Below are 17,284 nucleotides of genomic sequence, written 5' to 3'. Positions count from 1 at the left end.
TGCGCTCGCTCGCGAAGGGCGAGGCGATCACGCAGGACACGTCCACGCTCGAGAACCCGGCGATCCTCGAGCAGCTCGCCGAAGTGCGCTGATCGCGCCTGTTGCGCACGTTGCGCGCACGGGCCCCTGCGCGGCAATCCCGATTGCCTGCGCAGGGGCTTTTTGCTAAATAACGGCATGACCGTTCCGCACCGTCCGGCGCCTGCCGCGCCGCCGCCCGTTCCCGAGCCGCTCGCGCGTGCGCATGCGCGCTATTGGCGCTTCAACGTCGCATTGATCCTGGTGCTGATGGCGATCGGCTTCACTGTGTCGTTCGTCGTGCCGTTCTTCGCGCCCGCGCTCGCGGGCATTCGCTTCGCCGGTTTCAGCCTGCCGTTCTATGTCGGTGCGCAGGGCGCGATTCTCGTGTATCTCGTGCTGATCGTCGTCTACATCGGCTTGATGCAACGCGCGGACCGCATGCTGCGGCGCGCGTACGACGAACATGCCGCGCACGCGGGCAATGCGCACCATGCTCGCTGATCCATGCTGACGCATCGACTGATTCGCGCGTACGCGCTTTACACACTCGGCTTTCTCGGGTTCGTGCTGCTGCTGTGGCGGATCGAGCGCGCGACCGGCTCCGGCGTGTGGATCGGCTATGTGTTCCTGTTCGTGCCGATCGCCGTGTATGCGGTGATCGGGCTGCTGTCGCGCACGTCCGATCTCGTCGAATACTACGTGGCCGGGCGGCGCGTCCCATCCGCGTTCAACGGAATGGCGACGGCGGCCGACTGGCTGTCGGCGGCGTCGTTCATCGGCCTTGCCGGCTCGCTCTACGCAACCGGCTACGATGCGCTCGCGTACGTGATGGGGTGGACCGGCGGGTTCTGCCTCGTTGCGTTCCTGCTTGCGCCGTACGTGCGCAAGCTCGCGCGCTACACGATTCCCGATTTCCTCGGCACGCGCTTTTCGAGCACCGCCGTGCGCGCGCTCGCGGCCGGCGCGGCGATCCTGTGCTCGTTCGTCTATCTGGTCGCGCAGATCCAGGGGATCGGGCTGATCGCGACGCGCTTCATCGGCGTCGATTTCGCGATCGGGATCTTCTGCGGGCTCGCGGGCATTCTCGTGTGTTCGTTTCTCGGCGGAATGCGCGCGGTCACGTGGACGCAGGTCGCGCAGTACATCATCCTGATCAGCGCGATCCTGATTCCCGTGTCGCTGATCGCGATGAAGAACGGGCTCGGGCCGGTGCCGCAGTTCAATTACGGCAAGCTGATGGAACGCGTGGCGGCGCGTGAGGCGCAGCTGCGCGACGCGGCCGAGGAGCAGCAGGTGCGCGATGCGTATCGCCGGCAGGCGGCGGCCGTGCAGGCGCAGCTCGATCGCTTGCCCGCATCATATGCGGATGCACGCCGGCAACTCGTCGACCAGCTCGCGGACCTGCGGCGCCACAACGGGCCGCTGCGCGAGATCAACCAGCGCGAGCGCGAGCTGGCGGACTTTCCGCGCGACCCGACGGCGGCGCGCGTGACGTGGACACAGGCGCGCGACGACCTGCTGGCACGCGCCGAGCCGCCCGTGCCGATGCACGAGCCGTTTCCCGCGGCGAACGACGACGACCGCAAGCCGCGCGAGCGGAATTTCCTTGCGTTGTTGCTGTGCCTGTCGCTCGGCACCGCGAGCCTGCCGCACATCCTCACGCGCTACAACACGACGACGTCGGTCGCATCCGCGCGGCGCTCGGTCGGCTGGACGCTGTTCTTCATCGCGCTGTTCTACCTGAGCGTGCCGGTGCTCGCGGTGATGATCAAGTACGAGATTCTGACCAACCTCGTCGGGCGGCCGACCGCTGAATTGCCCGCGTGGGTCACGCAGTGGCATCACTTCGAGCCGGACCTGATCAGCGTCGTCGAGGTGGTTCGCGACGGCATCGTGCACTGGTCCGAGATCCAGATGCAGCCGGACATGGTCGTGCTCGCCGCGCCGGAGATCGCGGGGCTGCCGTATGTCGTGTCGGGGCTGATCGCGGCCGGTGCGCTGGCTGCAGCGCTGTCGACCGCGGACGGGTTGCTGCTGACGATCGCGAATGCGTTGTCGCACGACGTCTATTACTGCATGGTCGCGCCGGATGCGTCGAGCCAGCGGCGCGTGACGATCTCGAAGGTTTTGCTGCTCGGTGTCGCGCTGTTCGCGTCGTATGTCGCGTCGCTCAATACCGGGAAGATCCTGTTTCTGGTCGGGGCGGCGTTTTCGCTCGCGGCGTCGAGTTTCTTTCCGGTGCTCGTGCTTGGGGTGTTCTGGAAACGCACGACGACGCGCGGTGCGATCGCCGGGATGGTGACGGGGCTCGCGGTGTGCGTGTACTACATCGTGTCGACTTATCCGTACTTCACGCAGCTCACCGGATTCGCCGGGCAGACGTGGTTCGGGATCGAGCCGATCAGTTCAGGCGTGTTCGGCGTGCCGGCGGGGTTCGCGGTGGCGATCGCAGTCAGCCTGTTAGATCGGCAGCCGGATGAGTATACGCGGGCGTTGGTGGATTACATTCGGCATCCGTGACGCGAAGGCGCTGGATGGGGGGCATCGTGGCGGGAAAAAGAAAGCCCCTTGATTTCTCAGGGGAATCAAGGGGCTTCCTGCGTTCTGGCGGAGAGAGGGGGATTCGAACCCCCGATAGGCGATTAACCTATACACGCTTTCCAGGCGTGCGACTTAAACCACTCATCCATCTCTCCGGAAGACCGAAAGTATAGCAAACTCTGGCGGCCTCCCGCCACTCTCTTTGGCGAGCCACTGAAATTAACCGGGAAGCCGCCTCCCGCGGCTCGCGCGGCGGCCCTGCGTCGTCCGAATGCAGCCGCCGCGGAAGAGCCGTGCCCTCAACTCACGCCCGCGCCCGCACGCACGGCGTCCCGACTCTGCTATCTTCCCGGGCATCTCACCGCTTTCCCGCCTCTCCATGACCGACCGCATCGTCGCCGCATTCGATTTCGACGGCACCATCACGACCACCGACAGCTTCCGTCATTTCGTCCGCTACGCGGTCGGCACGCCGCGTTTCGCATGGGCCGGGCTGCGCGCGCTGCCGTGGATCGTCGCGATGAAGGCGGGCCTCTTGTCGCGCGGCGATGCGAAGGCGAAGTTCGCTTGGTTCGCGTTCGGGCCGATCCGCGAGGACGCGCTCGACGCGCTCGCGCGCCGCTTCGTCGATGGTTATCTGCCGAACCTCGTGCGTCCGGACATGCTGGAACGGGTGCGCGAGCATCAGGCGCGCGGGCATGAAGTCGTGCTGGTCAGCGCGTCGCCGTCGCTGTATCTGGAGAAGTGGGCGAAGACGGTCGGCATCGGCACGGTGCTCGCGACGCGCCTCGCGTTCGAGCGCGGCGCGTTTGCCGGGCGGCTGAACGGCGAGAACTGCTGGGGCCCGCAGAAGGTCGTGCGCTTGCGCGGCTGGTGGGGAAATCAGCCGCCCGCGAAGCTGTTCGCGTACGGCGACAGCCGCGGCGACAAGGAAATGGCCGAACTCGCGAACCGGGCATGGATCCGCGGGCAGGGACCGATGCCGGCGATCGGCGCTGAAGGACTGACCGACTGACCAGCTAATCGACTGACCGACTGACGGGACCCGCGGGGACCCGCGCGGCGAGCCGCGCCGCCCGCCGTTACGCGTCGGCCCGCTGCGCGCCGCGCGCACCGTGAATCGGACGATACGCGCCCCAGCGATTGGCTCGCCTGAACGTGCCGACATCGTTGAACCGCACGCCGACTTCACGCAGCGCCGCATGCGCGGTGCGCGCGGTCAGCTGCCGGATGTAGAACGGATCGCGCACCACGAAGTGATGGATCGCGTGCGTGCTGCCGAAGTTGAAGCAGAACAGCTGGAACGGCAGCATCCACCACGGGTTGAGCACCTGGGTCTGCTGGATCACGTTGCGCGAATCGATGTCGCCGAAGTAATGCATGTTCGAGCTGACGAAGTTGATGCAGAAGCTGCGCACGAAGTTCGGCCCGAGCCACACGACCGCGAGGAAATCGACGACGCTCATCACGCGCTCGACGACGGCCGGCACGGTCACCGCGTAGCCGAACGCATGCAACGCGAACAGGCCGGCGTGATACACGATGAACGCGTGCCACAGCGCGTAGTACGCGTGACCGACCGGCATGTAGGACGACACCTGCTCGATGCGCAACTGCGCACGCTCGGCCGCATCCTGCACCGGCTGCGCGGCCACGTACTGCTTGACCTTGCGGCGCATCGCATCCGGCCGCAGCACGACGGCGAGCATGCCGTCCGCGATCATCAGCAGCCGCTTCACGCCCCAGCGTTCGCCGTTGGTGATGCCGAATTCCTCGAGATCCGATTCGCCGCCCGATACCTTGTGGTGATGCAGGTGCATGCGCCGGCGCGTCCACGGGTTGATCGTGCCCGGCCGCGTGAGCCAGCACAGCGCCATCATCAGGTGATAGGCCCACGGCGTCTTCTTGAAGTACATCAGGTGGATCAGGTCGTGCTCGAGTTCGTGGATCAGCGACGTGACGAACGCGGCGAGCGGCAACGCGACGTACCACGCGATCGCGCTGCGCGCATACAGCCATGCGATCGCGAGCATCGCGCCCACCGACACGGCCATCACGGTCGCGCCGACGAGGTTCTGGTTGTCGAGCAGCGGAAAGCGCGCGCGGATCGCGTCGCTCGCGGCGTTGACCTCGCGGCGGACATACGCGACCTTGTCGGCGTCGTGGCGAAAGACGGTTCGTGCGGGTTGGCTCATCGACCGGAATCCGTGCGGAAAGAGTGGGGCGCAATGCCGATGTGACAAGCATAGGCGCGCCCCGGAGCGCATGCGAGGGCCGCCGGTGCCAATGATGGTGTCATTTCGGGTCACGGTGGCCGGTGCGCGGGCGTGCGATGCCGCATCGGGCGGCTAGAATGCCGCTGCGGTGTCATTGCGGGCCAGCAGCGCTACAATCCGCCGAAACCGCTCCGGAGTCCGCCGCATGGCCCTGTCCGCCCCGGATGCCGCGCGCCAGCTGAACAAGGCGACGGTATCGTCCGCGTATGCGCTGTTCATGCTGATGCTCGCCGAGGAGCGCGGCATCGATGGCGGCCGGATTCTCGCCGGCTCGGGCGTCGAGCGCGAGCGGCTCGCGCAGCCCGACGCGCGCATCACGCCGCTGCAGCAGGCGGCGATCGTGTTCAACCTGCTCGAGGCGACGGGCGATCCGTCGATCGCGATCGAGATCGGCCTGCGCAGCAGCCTCACGAAATCCGGGCTGATCGGCTTCGGGCTGATGAGTTGCGCAACGCTCGGCGAGGCGATCGCGCTCGGCATCCGCTACCTGCCGACGCGCGTGCCGTTCTTTTCGGTACGGCTCGCTGAGCTCGACGGGATAGTCGACATCGACGTGCTCGAGGCGTTTCCGCTCGGCCGGTTGCGCCAGTTCGCGGTGGAGAACTTCCTGGTCGAGACGGCGATCCTGTTCAACTCGCTGCTCGATCCCGCGCCGGGGCGCACGCTGCAGTCGCGCGCCGAGCTGCATTTCGAATGGCCCGAACCGCCGTGGTTCGAGCGCTATCGCGCGCGGCTGCCGCGCTGTCATTTCGACGCGAGCGCGAACCGCATCCGCTGCGACGCCGCGCTGCTCGACGAGCCGATCGGCACCGCGAACGCGCAGACCGCGCAGATGATCGTCCAGCAATGCGAGGCCGAACTCGCGCGGCTCGGCTATGCGGAAAGCATCGTCGAGCGCGTGCGCAACCTGCTGATCTGCGGCGACACCGGATATCCGTCGGTGGACGAGGTCGCGCGCGAACTGCATGTGTCGGCGCGCACGCTCAAACGCAAGCTCGCGGAATTCGGTGCGACCTATTCGGCGCTGCTCGACGAGATCCGGCTGCGCGATGCGCTCCGGTTGCTCGAGGGCACGCGCCTGCCGGTCGACGAGATCGCGGCGCGGATCGGCTATACCGACCGCGCGAATTTCACGCGTGCGTTCAAGCGCTGGACCGGCGTCGCGCCGAGCGAGCGGCGCTGACTGCGCGCCGGGCGGCGCGGGCCGGTGCCGGTCGTGCGCCCGGCGTCGATGAAGCGATCATGGGATCCATCGGTCGATGGACCCGTCAGACGATCGCCACCCAATTCGCCCCGCGGCCGCCCGGCACGCGGGCGTGCAACGCCAGCGTGCCGTCGTCCGGCGCGATCGCGTACACCGACACGTATTCCGACTGCTCGCCGCACGCGACGAGCCAGCGTCCCGACGGATCGATCGCGAAGCCGCGCGGCTGCGTTTCGGTGGCCGTCGCGTGTATGGGTTCGAAGGCGCCGTCCGCATCGCGGCGATAGCAGAGCAACTGGCTCGACGTGCGTTCGCTCACATACGCGAAGCGCTCGTCGGGCGTCAGGTGGAGATCGGCAGCCCACACGGCGGCCCCGGTCGGCGCGGGCGGGCGCGCATGGCCTTGCGCGAGGCCGGCGACGGCCGGGTGGCGCGCGCTGACCCGTGCGTCGCCGAGGCGGCCGCTGTCGGCGTCGCGCGCGAAGGTCGCGAGCGTGGCCTGGAATTCGCCGACCGCGACCAGCATCCGGCCGTCGCGCGCGAAGCGCAGGTGGCGCGGCCCGAAGCCGCCCGGCACGCGCGTTTCGCCGTGCTCGACCGCACGCAGGCCGCCGGCATCCTCGATCAGCGCGAACGTGAAGATCCGGTCCGAGCCGAGCGAGCTCACGTACGCGAAGCGGTTGTCCGGCGACACGACGACCGCATGTGCGTTCGCGATGCCGTGCGCGACCTGCAGCGCTGCGCCGTCGCCGTCGCGCACGCGCGCGGCGTCGTAGAGGCTCAACGAATGGCCGCCGTACGACGCGCCGAGCAGCCAGCGGCCGCTGCGGTCGAGCGACAGGTAGGCGAGGCTCGCGTCGATCGCGGTCGCGCCGATGCGGGCGAGCGCGCCGGTGGCTGCGGCGACGCGGAATGCGACGATCGTCGGCTGCTCGCCGCGCGTCGCGACGTACAGCCGCGCGCGATCGGGTTGCACGGCGACCGGCATCGCGACGTCGCCGGCCGGGTAGCGGGCGAGCGGCGCGAGCGTGCCGTCGGACGTGAGCGAGAACGTGGCGAGGTCGCCGTCGACGGCATTCGGGACGACGACGGTCAGGCGGTCAGTGTTCGGCATGGCGGAGCATTGCGGTGTGCGTGAAGGACTCGCCGGTCGGCAGGCCGCGCGGCGGATCGCTGCGCGGCGCGTGCGCGCGAACGGCGCGGCGACCGTGGCGACTAGGAACGCGATCGCGAGCGCATCCCGGCCGCCCGCGATCGAACCCGTATGTTGCTTCAGATAGCCGAAGGCCGTCGGCAGCGGTCGATATCGTCCGCGATGAACATGATCGACACGAGCGGCAGCACGTGCCATTTCACTTTCGAGGTGGCGGATGCGAGCGGGGCGCGGCCGGGCAGGGCGGGCGAGGTCAAGGGAGTCTCCGGGCGGGCGGCGAACGGGGCAGCGGCCCGCGTTCGCGTCGGGTGGGGATCTAAGTAGTATGTTGTCGTATGACATGGTACGCTTGAGATCCTGATATGACGTCACGGGTTTACCCGGAGCGTATTCAAAAATCGGGAAATGTCGGGACGTTGTCGCCGTGCGCGATCACGTCTGATGACGGATGACGTGGGTTGGCAGGCATGCCGCTCGGTGCTGCTCTGCGGCGGACTTCGCTCCGGCAACCTGCCGGCCTCGTACGCGGCCCGCTATGCCATCGACACGACGCTGTTCAGCAGCATCTTCACGAGCACGGCCTGCCGCGTCGCGCCCGTCTTCGCGAAGATTCCGCGCAGATGCGCACGGGCGGTGTTCTTCGTGATGCCGGTCGCGGCGGCCGCTTCGTCGAGCGTCAGGCCGTCGACGAGCAGCAGCGCGATCTCGGTTTCCATCGGCGTGAGGCGGAACAGCCGGTGCAGCATGTCGCGCGAGGTCTGCGGCGACGACGCCGGATCGCGGACGAACACCGCGACGGCCGGCCGGTGCTGGCGGTCCTCCGCGCCGTGAAAGGGCGCGAGCGGGCGCAGCAGCACGTTCAACGGCATCGCGCCGCCGGGGCGCGACAGCGTGGTGGCCTCGATGCGGCCGAGCGCACCCGCGCGGAAATGCTCGAGCGCGGCCTGCAGCGCCTTCTGCAGCCGGCGCTCGTCGAGCGGGCACGATGCATGGAGCCGCTCCTGGCGCAGGCACAGGCCGTCCTGCTGCTCGAACAGCCGCTCGGCGATGCGGTTGTGCTTGATCACGCGACCGTCCTCGTCGAGGATCGCGGTGCCGACGTCGAGCCGGTCGACCGTGCCCGCGTACAGCGCGCGTTCGGCGTCGAGCACGTCGAGCGCCGCGTGCAGCTCGACCGCGCGCTGCAGGTGCGGCAGCAGCGTCGCGACCTGCGCGCGTTCGGCCGCGTCGAAGTCGCGCGCATGATGCGGGCGGCTCACGAAGAACGCGCACTCGACGCCGCGCTCGCCGCGCAGATTCGCGCCGAGGATGAAGCGCAGGTCGAGCGGCTGTAGGTATTGCCGGTAGAAATCGTGCGCGCACCAGCGCGTCGCGCCGAACAGCGTGTCGGCCGTGAACACCTGGCCGGGCGGGTGGTCGAGAAACGGGCACAGCGCGTAGAACTCTTCGCTGTACGATGGTTCGCCGGGCAGCAGCGGGCCGTGGGTCGATGCGTTGATGATGAGCCCGCGCCGCGTGCCGCGCGGGCTGCGCAGCACGAGCGTCGTGAAGCTCGCGTCGAGCCGCACGCGCATCGCTTCGAGAAAGCCCGCCCAAGGCGTCGTCTCGGACGGGCCCTGATAGACGAGCCCGAGCCACGCGCTGAGTTCGCGGGCCGTCCATGCCGCGTCGTCGAAGCTGTCGTGTGCGGCCGTGTCGCCGGGCGCCAGCGCGATCCGCATGCTCGTGTTCTCCTGGGTCGGGGTGAATGCTCCCGAGCCAGCATACCGACAGGCCAGCCGCCCGCGTCATCCGAACGGAGTAGACGACGCGGGCCGTGCCGGAGCGACGCAGCGTGCGCAGCCCCCGGCGCCGCTTACGCGGTGCGTTCGCGCAGCAGGTACGCGACGATGCGTTCCGCCGCGGCCTCCGGCGACTCGGCCACCGTATCGATGCGCAGTTCCGGCTGCGCCGGCGGCTCGTACGGCGAGTCGATTCCCGTGAAGTGCTTCAGTTCGCCCTTGCGCGCCTTCTTGTACAGCCCCTTCGGATCGCGTTCCTCGGCGACCGCGAGCGGCGTGTCGACGAACACTTCGACGAACTCGTCGGGACGAACCAGCGCGCGCGCCATGTCGCGTTCCGCGCGGAACGGCGAGATGAACGACACGAGCGTGATGAGCCCGGCATCGAGCATCAGCCGCGCGACTTCGGCCACGCGCCGGATGTTCTCCACGCGATCGGCCTCGGTGAAGCCGAGATCGCGGTTCAGGCCGTGCCGCACGTTGTCGCCGTCGAGCAGGTACGTGTGCTTGCCGAGCGCATGCAGGCGCCGCTCGACGAGGTTCGCGATCGTCGACTTGCCCGCGCCCGACAGCCCGGTCAGCCATACGATGCGCGGCGTCTGCGCCTTCTGCACCGCGCGCGCGTCGCGGTCGACATCGACGGCCTGCCAGTGCACGTTGTGCGCGCGGCGCAGCGCGAAGTGCAGCATCCCGGCGCCGACCGTGTCGTTGGTGAAGCGGTCGATCACGATGAAGCCGCCGGTGTGGCGATTCAGGTCGTACGGATCGAACGCGACGGGCCGGTCGAAGCTCAGGTTGCACACGCCGATCTCGTTCAGCGCGAGCGTGCGCGCGGCGAGATGCTCGCGCGTGTTCACGTCGATCTTGTACTTCGGCGTCGCGCAGGTCGCGCCGACCGTCTGCGTGCCGAGCTTCACGAGATACGGCCGGCCCGGCAGCAGCGGTTCGTCGTGCATCCACACGAGCGTCGCCTCGAACTGGTCGGCGACTTCCGGCGGCGCGTCGGCACGCGCGATCATGTCGCCGCGGCTCACGTCGATCTCGTCGGCGAGCGTGAGCGTCACCGCTTCGCCGGCGCGCGCGACATCGGCTTCGCCGGCCGGCGTGATCACCGACGCAACGCGGCTCTCCTTGCCGGACGGCAGCACGCGCACGCGTTCGCCGACGCGCACTTCGCCCGACGCGATGCTGCCGGCATAACCGCGGAAGTTCAGGTGCGGACGGTTGACCCATTGCACGGGCAGCCGGAACGGCTCGTCGCGCGTCACGCGCTCGACGAGCGGCAGCGTGTCGAGATGCCGCATCAGCGGGGGGCCCGCGTACCATGGCATCCGCTCGCTCGATGCGATCACGTTGTCGCCGCGCAGCGCGGACATCGGAATGCTGACGATTTCGTCGAGGCCGAGTTCGGCCGCGAACGCGCGGTAGTCGGCATCGATACGCTCGAACACGGCGCGGTCGTAGTCGACCAGGTCCATCTTGTTGATTGCGAGCACGACGCGCTTGATGCCGATCAGCGCGACGAGATGGCTGTGGCGGCGCGTTTGCGTGAGCACGCCCTTGCGCGCGTCGATCAGGATCACCGCGAGATCGGCGGTCGACGCGCCGGTGATCATGTTGCGCGTGTACTGCTCGTGGCCGGGCGTATCGGCGACGATGAACTTGCGTCGCGCGGTCGCGAAGAAGCGGTACGCGACGTCGATCGTGATGCCCTGTTCGCGCTCGGCCGACAGGCCGTCGACGAGCAGCGCGAAATCGAGTTCGCCGCCTTGCGTGCCGACCTTCTTCGAATCGGCTTCGAGCTGGGTCAACTGATCGTCGAACAGCAGGTTCGATTCGTAGAGCAGACGGCCGATCAGCGTGCTCTTGCCGTCGTCGACGCTGCCGCACGTGATGAAGCGCAGCAGGTCCTTCGGTTGCGCATCGTCGGAGTGCATGTCGGGCGTCGTGTGCGCAAGTGCCTCGGGGGCGGTGAGTACGTGTGCCATCAGAAATATCCCTCCTGTTTCTTCTTTTCCATCGAACCGGCCGAATCGCTGTCGATCAGTCGTCCCTGGCGCTCGGACGTGCGCGTGTCGCGCATTTCCTGCAGGATGTCGTCGAGCGAGCTCGCGTCGCTGTCGATCGCGCCCGTCAGCGGATAGCAGCCGAGCGTGCGAAAGCGCACCTTGCGCGTCTGCGGCACTTCGCCGTCGCGCAGCGGCAGGCGTTCGTCGTCGACCATGATCAGCGCGCCGTCGCGCTCGACCACCGGCCGCTCCTTCGCGTAGTAGAGCGGAACGATCGGAATGTCGTGCAGCCGGATGTATTGCCAGATGTCGAGCTCGGTCCAGTTGGAAATCGGGAACACGCGCAGGCTTTCGCCGCGGCGCTTGCGCGCGTTGTACAGCGACCAGAGTTCGGGACGCTGGCGCTTCGGATCCCAGCGGTGCTGCTCCGAGCGCAGCGACACGATGCGCTCCTTCGCGCGCGATTTCTCCTCGTCGCGGCGCGCGCCGCCGAACGCGGCGTCGAAACCGTAGTGGTCGAGCGCCTGCTTGAGTCCCTGCGTTTTCCACACGTCGGTGTGCACGGCCGAGCCGTGCGTGAACGGATTGATGTCGTTCGCGACGCCGTCGGGATTCACGTGCACGCGCAGGTCGAGGCCGAGGCGCGCGGCCGTCTCGTCGCGAAACGCGATCATCTCGCGGAACTTCCACGTCGTATCGACGTGCAGCAGCGGAAAGGGCGGCTTCGCCGGGTAGAAGGCCTTCATCGCGAGATGCAGCATGACCGAGCTGTCCTTGCCGATCGAATAGAGCATCACTGGGTTTTCGCTTTCCGCGACCACCTCGCGCATGATGTGGATGCTTTCGGCCTCCAGTCGCTCCAAGTGGGTCAACATCGTTCGTCTCCTTGTTGCATGCCGGCGCCGCGCGACATGTGCGGCGTTTCGTGCATGACGCCAACGGTATCGAGCGAGGGCGGTGCCGTTCTTCGTCCGGGTGGACTAACACGCGGCGCGGCGGGCAGCGGATCTTTCCTTAGTCCACCCGGACGAAGTGGCGCGCGAGGCGCTCGCTTAAGGTGAGCGCTCGACCATCGGCGGAGACGACACATGACGGACGACACACGCGCCACGCAATTGCTTTCGGGCCAGACCTGGGCCGATTTCTGCGACACCCTGAAACGCAGCGGCGAGCAGATCCTGCGCGCCGAGGCGCCGGACGATCCGCTCACGCGCGCGGAAGGATTCCGCTACCTGAGCCGGCTGATGCGCATCGCGCTCGAAATGCACGTCGAGTTCGCGGACGGCGCGTGGCCCGGCTTCTTCTCGCCGTCGCACGAGACCGCGAAGATCGGCGCCGACAATCCCGACAACCTGTACCAGTACGCGCGCCTCGACGGCCGCTGCGAATATCGTGTGACGGGGCGGCGCGGCACGGTCGCATACCTGAGCTTCGGCACGCAGAAGGGCGGTTACGAGACGGACGGCAAGATGCTGCAGACCGGGTTTCTCGACGCGAAGCAGCTCGAGCTCGCGCCGGACGGCAGCTTCGAGATCGTGCTGAGCGAAACGCCGCGCGCGGGCAACTGGGTGCGCATGGAGCCGGGTACGAACGCGCTGCTGGTGCGTCAGACTTTCCTCGACCGGCGCGCGGAGACGCCCGCGCAATTGAAGATCGAACGCATCGGCGCGCACGATCGCCCGGCGCCGCTCGATCCGCTCGTGCTGCAGGGCGGCCTCACGCGCGCCGCGCAGTTCGTCGAGCAGACGGCGAAGCTGTTCGCCGACTGGGCCGCGAGCTACGGCTCGCACGTAAACGCGCTGCCGCCTGCGGACCAGGCGCTGTGCCAGTCGGTCGGTGGCGATCCGAACATCTACTACTACCACTCGTGCTGGTCGCTCGCCGACGACGAGGCGCTGGTGATCGACGTCGACACCGTGCCCGACTGCGATTTCTGGAACGTGCAGCTCAACAATTACTGGATGGAGTCGCTCGACTATCGGCACTTCGACATCTGCGTGAACAAGCACAGCGCGCGGCTGAATGCGGATGGCGGCGTGACGGTGGTGGTCGCCGCGTCGCGGCCGGGTGGCGCGAACTGGCTCGATACGGCCGGGCATCGCACCGGCACGATCTGCTGGCGCTGGGTCGGCGCCGCGCAGCCGGTGCATCCGCGCACGCGCGTCGTCAAGCTCGCCGCGCTGAAGGAGGCCGCATGAACGCGCCGCTCGACCCGATCCGCACCCAGCTCGACGCCGACGCGCTGATCGCCGAGGCCGTGTCGCGCACGGGCGGCCTCACCGTGTTCGGCGACGGCCCGTATCGCGAGGCGCTCGACGTGATGTGCGCATCGCTGATCGACGAAGCGAAGCTGTCGGCGCGCGGTGTGGCGATGATGCGCGAGAAACTCGTCGGCCAGCTCGTGAACCGGCTCGTTATCGAGGATTACTTCGGCCGTCATCCGGAGATCGCCGACATCGAGATCGACGATCCGCTCGTGATCGTCGGGCTGCCGCGCACCGGCACGACGCTGCTGCAGCGGCTGCTCGCGGTCGATCCGCGCTTTTATTCGGCCGCGTGGTGGGAAACGCGCTATCCGGCGCCGCTCGCCGGGGAGACGCTCGACGCGCCGAGCGTGCGCATCGCGCGCGCGCAGGCCGAGGTCGCGACGATGATCGACTGCATTCCGCAGATCCTCGCGATCCATCCGCTCGACGCGATGCTTGCCGACGAGGAGTTCATGCTGATGGAGCATTCGTTCGTGTGCGCGATGGATTCGTACGCGAACGTGCCGGGCTATACGGCGTGGCTCGCGAAGCAGGACCTGACGCCGGTCTATACGCACCTGAAGCGGATGCTGCAGTTCCTGCAGTGGCAGAAGGCGCAACGCGGCGTCGCAGCGGCCGCGCGCTGGCTGCTGAAGACGCCGCAGCATCTGCATGCGCTCGACGTGCTGTGCCGCGTGTTTCCGCGGGCACAGGTCGTGCTCACGCATCGCGACCCGGCGCAGACGATTCCGTCGATGGCGAGCATGGCGCACACGCTGTGGCAGATGTATGCGGACGACCCTGATCCGCGCACGGTCGGCGCGCAGTGGAACGCCGGCATGGCGCGCGCGATCGGCGCGGCGATGACGGCGCGCGACGCGCTGCCGGCCGAGCGCTTTCTCGACGTGCGTTTCGAGGACACGGTGTCGGATCCGCTCGGCGTGGCCGAAGCCGTGTACCGCTTCGCGGGCATGTCGCTCGATGCGCCGCAGCGCGCGGCGATGACGGCCTGGATGGCGCGCAACGGCCGCGACAAGCGCGCCGCGCACGATTACTCGATCGCGCGCTTCGGCTTCACCGATGCGCAACTGGAGCACGACTTCGCCGCGTATCGCGCGCGGCACCTGCGGGCGGCCGGCTGACGGCGCGCCCGCGAGACGAACGACAACCAGGAGACAACCCATGTTGCTGAAGGACAAGATCGTCGTGATTTCAGGGATCGGACCGGGGCTCGGTGTGAAGCTCGCCGTCGAGGCGGCACGCGAGGGCGCGCGCGGCGTGGTCGTCGCGGCACGCACGATGGACAAGCTCGACGACGCGGAAGCACGGATCCGCGCACTCGGCGTCGCGTGCGACGTGCTGAAGGTGCGCACCGACATCGCGGAGCGCGCGCAGTGCCGGCGGCTCGCGACGCAGGCGGTCGAGCGCTTCGGCCGGATCGACGCGCTCGTGAACAGCGCGTTCGCGCACGGCACGTTCCCGGAGCCGGTCGAGGAAGCCGATCTCGACGGCTGGCGCGCGGTGTTCGACACCAACGTGTTCGGCACGATGACGCTCACGCAGGAAATCGTGCCGCACATGAAGCGGCAGAAGCGCGGCGCGATCGTGATGATCAACACGCAGGCGACCCGCAAGCCGTTTGCAGGGGAAGCGGGCTACGCTGTATCGAAGGGCGCGCTCGCGGTTGCGGCAAAATACCTGGCGCGCGAGCTTGGCGTGCACGGGATCCGCGCGAACAGCATCCACATGGGCTGGATGTGGGGCGTGCCGACGCAGACGTATTTCCGGCAGGCGGCCGCCGAGTACGGCACGACGGAGGAGGCGATCATCGCGCCGATCGCGTCGAACATCGCGCTCGCGAAGCTGCCGACCGATGACGACTGCGCGCGCGCCGCGCTGTTCCTCGCGTCGGATTACGCGAACGCGGTGACCGGCGCGACGCTCGACGCGAACGGCGGCGATTTCATGCCCTGAGAACGGAGCAACGGATCATGCAGGAACGACAACAGGAACAGGGGCGCCACTTCTTCGCGTTCAACGGCGACGCGGACGGCCTGTGCGCGCTGCAGCAGCTGCGGCTCGCGGAGGGCGAACGCGGCACGCTCGTGACCGGCGTGAAGCGCGACATCAGGCTGCTCGAGCGCATCGACGCGCGGGCCGGCGACCGCGTGACCGTGCTCGACGTGTCGCACGACCAGAACCGCGACGCATGCGCGCGGCTGCTGCGCGACGGCGCCGCGGTTCGCTACTTCGACCATCACTTCGCGGGCGAGCTGCCCGGCGATCCGCGTTTCGACGCGTATATCGACACGGCCGCCGACGTCTGCACGAGCGCGCTCGTGAACCGCCGTCTCGGCGGCCGGCATGTGCGCTGGGCGATCGTCGCGGCGTTCGGCGACGAACTGCCGGCGCTCGGCGACGCGCTCGCGCGCGCATACGGGATCGACGCAGCCGAACGCGGCACGCTGGCCGAACTCGGCCTCTACCTGAACTACAACGCCTACGGCGAATGCGTCGGCGACCTGCATTTCGATCCGGCGGTGCTGGCCGACGCGATGCTGCCATGCGTCGATCCGCTCGACTTCGTGCGCGACACGCCGGTGTTCGCCGCGTTGCGCGACGGCTATCGCGACGACATGGCGCTCGCGGGCGCACTCGCGCCGTTGCGCGACGTGCCGGGCGCGACGCTGATCAGGATGCCGGATCATCCGTGGGCGCGGCGCGCGACGGGGATGCTCGCGAACGAGCGGATGCGCAATGCGCCGCATGCGGCGCTCGCGGTGCTGTCGCCGCGCGCGCAGGGCGGGTTCGTGGTCAGCGTGCGCGTGCCGGACGGCCGGGCGCTCGGCGCGGACGAATTCTGCCGCGGCTTCCCGACCGGCGGCGGGCGCAAGCGCGCGGGCGGCATCAACCATCTGCCGGAAACCGAATTCGACGCGTTCGCCGCGCGCTTCGAAGCGGCGTTCCGTCTCGACTGACCCGAGGGCCTGCGACACGCGCGCCGTGCAACGATGCCACGGCGCGCGCATCGTGCGACGTGTCGCTGTTCAGCCGGTCGCGTTCGCAAGCACGGCCGGCACGTTGTGGCCGTAGCAGCGTTCCTCGACGCGCTCGGCGATGCGCCAGCCCTGCGCGGTGCGCACGAACCGGTCGACGTACCACAGCCCGAGAAACATCACCTGCGTGCCGCCGTCCGGCAGCGCGACTTCCATCGGATTGAAACAGATCGTGCGGCCGCGCGCGGTGTCGCCGTCGAGCGTGATCGACAGGTTGCCGACCATGTGCTGGTACTGCGGGAACTGCGGCAGCACGGTGCGCAGCCACGCCTTGACGTCCGGATACGTGCCGGCGATGCCGCCCATCGCGCGATAGTCGATCGTCGCGTCGCGCATGAACACGGTATCGAGCGCGTCGAAGTCGCGCGCATCGATCGCGCTCGAGTACGCGACGATCAGATCGCGGATGTCGTGATGATCGGAGAGGGTCTGCAGGTCGGGCATCGGTTGCGCTCCGTCATGCGCTTTTGCACCGGCGGGCCGCATGCAGCGCTTCCGCGCGCTGCTTCACGTCGCGCGCGCACTGGTCGAACCCCTGTTTCACCCAGCCGCCGTGCTCGCGCATGATCGTTTCCGCGTTGAGGCCGAGGAACTGGTCCGTCGTGAAGTAGCGGCAGCGTTCGGCGCCGTCGGCTTCGACGTACTGGTCGCGGCGCGCGGCGTCCTTGTTGTCGTCGGTCGGGCGCTGCTCCCACGACAGCAGGCGCTCGGGCTCGTATGCGACGAGGATTTCGTTGACGGGAATCACCGTCTCCGTGCCGGGAATGCGCACCTGCATGTGCACGAAGTCGCCGATCCGGCCGGTCGTCTCGAGGCCGACGCAGAACGTGTTCCATTCGCCGTAGCGCGGGAAGTCGGTCAGCACTTCCCAGACGACGGCAGCGGGGGCGTCGATCGCGACGGTGATCGAGGTGACGAGATTGGCTGGTTTGGTCATGGCGGGTATCGAATGTGAGTGAGGGAGCGGAGGGGGCCGCGGCTGCGCCCGCACGGGCGG

15 protein-coding genes, 1 tRNA gene and 2 pseudogenes are annotated in these 17,284 nt (G+C 68.3%); 8 read left to right on the top strand and 10 right to left on the bottom strand.

Annotation, left to right across the window (positions count from 1 at the left end; all coding sequences use genetic code 11):
- Nucleotides 1-177: 177 nt before the first annotated feature.
- Both DIE12_RS35935 and DIE12_RS35930 read left to right on the top strand, forming a co-directional pair.
- Nucleotides 178-522: a DUF4212 domain-containing protein gene (locus tag DIE12_RS35935; protein WP_124489532.1), complete on the top strand. Its 345-nt coding sequence runs from the start codon at nt 178-180 to the stop codon at nt 520-522.
- Nucleotides 523-525: 3 nt separating this feature from the next.
- Nucleotides 526-2,541 (top strand): sodium:solute symporter family protein, encoded by a 2,016-nt coding sequence (locus DIE12_RS35930; protein WP_124523739.1) that lies wholly within the window; start codon nt 526-528, stop codon nt 2,539-2,541.
- An 85-nt stretch (nt 2,542-2,626) separates the two neighbouring features.
- On the opposite strand, the gene DIE12_RS35925 is transcribed toward DIE12_RS35930, so the two are convergent.
- A tRNA-Ser gene (locus DIE12_RS35925) sits at nt 2,627-2,717 on the bottom strand.
- A gap of 224 nt (nt 2,718-2,941) precedes the next feature.
- Here DIE12_RS35925 and DIE12_RS35920 point away from each other — a divergent pair.
- Nucleotides 2,942-3,577, top strand: coding sequence for an HAD family hydrolase (locus DIE12_RS35920; protein WP_124489534.1), 636 nt, complete (start codon nt 2,942-2,944; stop codon nt 3,575-3,577).
- Nucleotides 3,578-3,644: 67 nt separating this feature from the next.
- Here DIE12_RS35920 and DIE12_RS35915 read toward each other — a convergent pair whose 3' ends face one another.
- Complete coding sequence (locus tag DIE12_RS35915; protein WP_124523606.1) at nt 3,645-4,757, bottom strand: fatty acid desaturase; 1,113 nt, start codon at nt 4,755-4,757, stop codon at nt 3,645-3,647.
- A gap of 226 nt (nt 4,758-4,983) precedes the next feature.
- On the opposite strand from DIE12_RS35915, the gene DIE12_RS35910 reads away from it, so the two are divergent.
- A complete protein-coding gene (locus tag DIE12_RS35910) occupies nt 4,984-6,021 on the top strand; it encodes an AraC family transcriptional regulator (RefSeq protein ID WP_124523604.1) in 1,038 nt (345 codons plus the stop codon).
- A gap of 85 nt (nt 6,022-6,106) precedes the next feature.
- Here the strand turns inward: DIE12_RS35910 and DIE12_RS35905 are convergent, their stop codons facing one another.
- The 6 genes and pseudogenes from DIE12_RS35905 to cysD all read right to left on the bottom strand — a co-directional run.
- Nucleotides 6,107-7,156: a beta-propeller fold lactonase family protein gene (locus DIE12_RS35905; protein ID WP_124523603.1), complete on the bottom strand. Its 1,050-nt coding sequence runs from the start codon at nt 7,154-7,156 to the stop codon at nt 6,107-6,109.
- Nucleotides 7,143-7,336: pseudogene (locus DIE12_RS38865) on the bottom strand (MFS transporter); the annotation flags it as partial. The gene DIE12_RS35905 and the pseudogene DIE12_RS38865, both read right to left, overlap by 14 nt.
- Nucleotides 7,315-7,452, bottom strand: a complete 138-nt coding sequence (locus tag DIE12_RS38330; RefSeq protein ID WP_185500437.1) for a hypothetical protein — start codon at nt 7,450-7,452, stop codon at nt 7,315-7,317. The gene DIE12_RS38330 and the pseudogene DIE12_RS38865, both read right to left, overlap by 22 nt.
- Before the next feature lie 276 nt (nt 7,453-7,728).
- On the bottom strand, nt 7,729-8,916 hold the full coding sequence (locus DIE12_RS35895; protein WP_044847637.1) for a helix-turn-helix transcriptional regulator: 1,188 nt from the start codon (nt 8,914-8,916) through the stop codon (nt 7,729-7,731).
- Between the two features lie 134 nt (nt 8,917-9,050).
- Nucleotides 9,051-10,964 carry a sulfate adenylyltransferase subunit CysN gene (gene cysN / locus DIE12_RS35890; protein WP_124523602.1) on the bottom strand — a complete coding sequence of 638 codons (1,914 nt, stop codon included), beginning with the start codon at nt 10,962-10,964 and terminating at the stop codon, nt 9,051-9,053.
- Nucleotides 10,964-11,884, bottom strand: a pseudogene (gene cysD, locus DIE12_RS35885) (sulfate adenylyltransferase subunit CysD); the annotation flags it as partial. The gene cysN and the pseudogene cysD, both read right to left, overlap by 1 nt.
- Nucleotides 11,885-12,073: 189 nt before the next feature.
- Between cysD and DIE12_RS35880 the strand changes: the two are divergent.
- From DIE12_RS35880 to DIE12_RS35865, 4 genes are read left to right on the top strand one after another with little or no spacing between them, the layout of a single operon-like run.
- A complete protein-coding gene (locus tag DIE12_RS35880) occupies nt 12,074-13,183 on the top strand; it encodes a DUF1214 domain-containing protein (RefSeq protein WP_044847640.1) in 1,110 nt (369 codons plus the stop codon).
- The gene (locus DIE12_RS35875) at nt 13,180-14,373 is read left to right on the top strand and encodes a sulfotransferase (RefSeq protein WP_124523600.1); all 1,194 of its coding nucleotides are present in this window, start codon (nt 13,180-13,182) and stop codon (nt 14,371-14,373) included. The genes DIE12_RS35880 and DIE12_RS35875 overlap by 4 nt, the downstream gene beginning before the upstream one ends.
- A 40-nt stretch (nt 14,374-14,413) precedes the next feature.
- Complete coding sequence (locus tag DIE12_RS35870) at nt 14,414-15,205, top strand: SDR family oxidoreductase (RefSeq protein ID WP_124523598.1); 792 nt, start codon at nt 14,414-14,416, stop codon at nt 15,203-15,205.
- Between the two features lie 17 nt (nt 15,206-15,222).
- Nucleotides 15,223-16,209: an acetyltransferase gene (locus tag DIE12_RS35865; protein ID WP_124523596.1), complete on the top strand. Its 987-nt coding sequence runs from the start codon at nt 15,223-15,225 to the stop codon at nt 16,207-16,209.
- A gap of 69 nt (nt 16,210-16,278) precedes the next feature.
- Here the strand turns inward: DIE12_RS35865 and DIE12_RS35860 are convergent, their stop codons facing one another.
- Both DIE12_RS35860 and DIE12_RS35855 read right to left on the bottom strand, forming a co-directional pair.
- A complete protein-coding gene (locus DIE12_RS35860) occupies nt 16,279-16,731 on the bottom strand; it encodes a nuclear transport factor 2 family protein (protein ID WP_124523594.1) in 453 nt (150 codons plus the stop codon).
- A gap of 13 nt (nt 16,732-16,744) precedes the next feature.
- A complete protein-coding gene (locus DIE12_RS35855) occupies nt 16,745-17,224 on the bottom strand; it encodes an SRPBCC domain-containing protein (RefSeq protein ID WP_124489544.1) in 480 nt (159 codons plus the stop codon).
- Nucleotides 17,225-17,284: the final 60 nt, after the last annotated feature.

It is taken from the genome of Burkholderia sp. Bp9015, assembly GCF_003853505.1.
Taxonomy (GTDB): domain Bacteria; phylum Pseudomonadota; class Gammaproteobacteria; order Burkholderiales; family Burkholderiaceae; genus Burkholderia.
This window is presented reverse-complemented; position numbering and strand designations above follow the sequence as displayed.

Excerpts from the sequence above, each read along its gene's own strand:
- DIE12_RS35905 (WP_124523603.1), bottom strand. The coding sequence starts at position 7,156 with ATGCCGAACACTGACCGCCTGACCGTCGTCGTCCCGAATGCCGTCGAC.
- DIE12_RS35915 (WP_124523606.1), bottom strand. The coding sequence starts at position 4,757 with ATGAGCCAACCCGCACGAACCGTCTTTCGCCACGACGCCGACAAGGTC.
- DIE12_RS35865 (WP_124523596.1), top strand. The coding sequence starts at position 15,223 with ATGCAGGAACGACAACAGGAACAGGGGCGCCACTTCTTCGCGTTCAAC.
- DIE12_RS35875 (WP_124523600.1), top strand. The coding sequence starts at position 13,180 with ATGAACGCGCCGCTCGACCCGATCCGCACCCAGCTCGACGCCGACGCG.
- DIE12_RS35860 (WP_124523594.1), bottom strand. The coding sequence starts at position 16,731 with ATGCCCGACCTGCAGACCCTCTCCGATCATCACGACATCCGCGATCTG.
- DIE12_RS35935 (WP_124489532.1), top strand. The coding sequence starts at position 178 with ATGACCGTTCCGCACCGTCCGGCGCCTGCCGCGCCGCCGCCCGTTCCC.
- DIE12_RS35880 (WP_044847640.1), top strand. The coding sequence starts at position 12,074 with ATGACGGACGACACACGCGCCACGCAATTGCTTTCGGGCCAGACCTGG.
- DIE12_RS35910 (WP_124523604.1), top strand. The coding sequence starts at position 4,984 with ATGGCCCTGTCCGCCCCGGATGCCGCGCGCCAGCTGAACAAGGCGACG.
- DIE12_RS35930 (WP_124523739.1), top strand. The coding sequence starts at position 526 with ATGCTGACGCATCGACTGATTCGCGCGTACGCGCTTTACACACTCGGC.
- DIE12_RS35920 (WP_124489534.1), top strand. The coding sequence starts at position 2,942 with ATGACCGACCGCATCGTCGCCGCATTCGATTTCGACGGCACCATCACG.
- DIE12_RS35855 (WP_124489544.1), bottom strand. The coding sequence starts at position 17,224 with ATGACCAAACCAGCCAATCTCGTCACCTCGATCACCGTCGCGATCGAC.
- DIE12_RS35870 (WP_124523598.1), top strand. The coding sequence starts at position 14,414 with ATGTTGCTGAAGGACAAGATCGTCGTGATTTCAGGGATCGGACCGGGG.
- DIE12_RS35895 (WP_044847637.1), bottom strand. The coding sequence starts at position 8,916 with ATGCGGATCGCGCTGGCGCCCGGCGACACGGCCGCACACGACAGCTTC.
- cysN (WP_124523602.1), bottom strand. The coding sequence starts at position 10,964 with ATGGCACACGTACTCACCGCCCCCGAGGCACTTGCGCACACGACGCCC.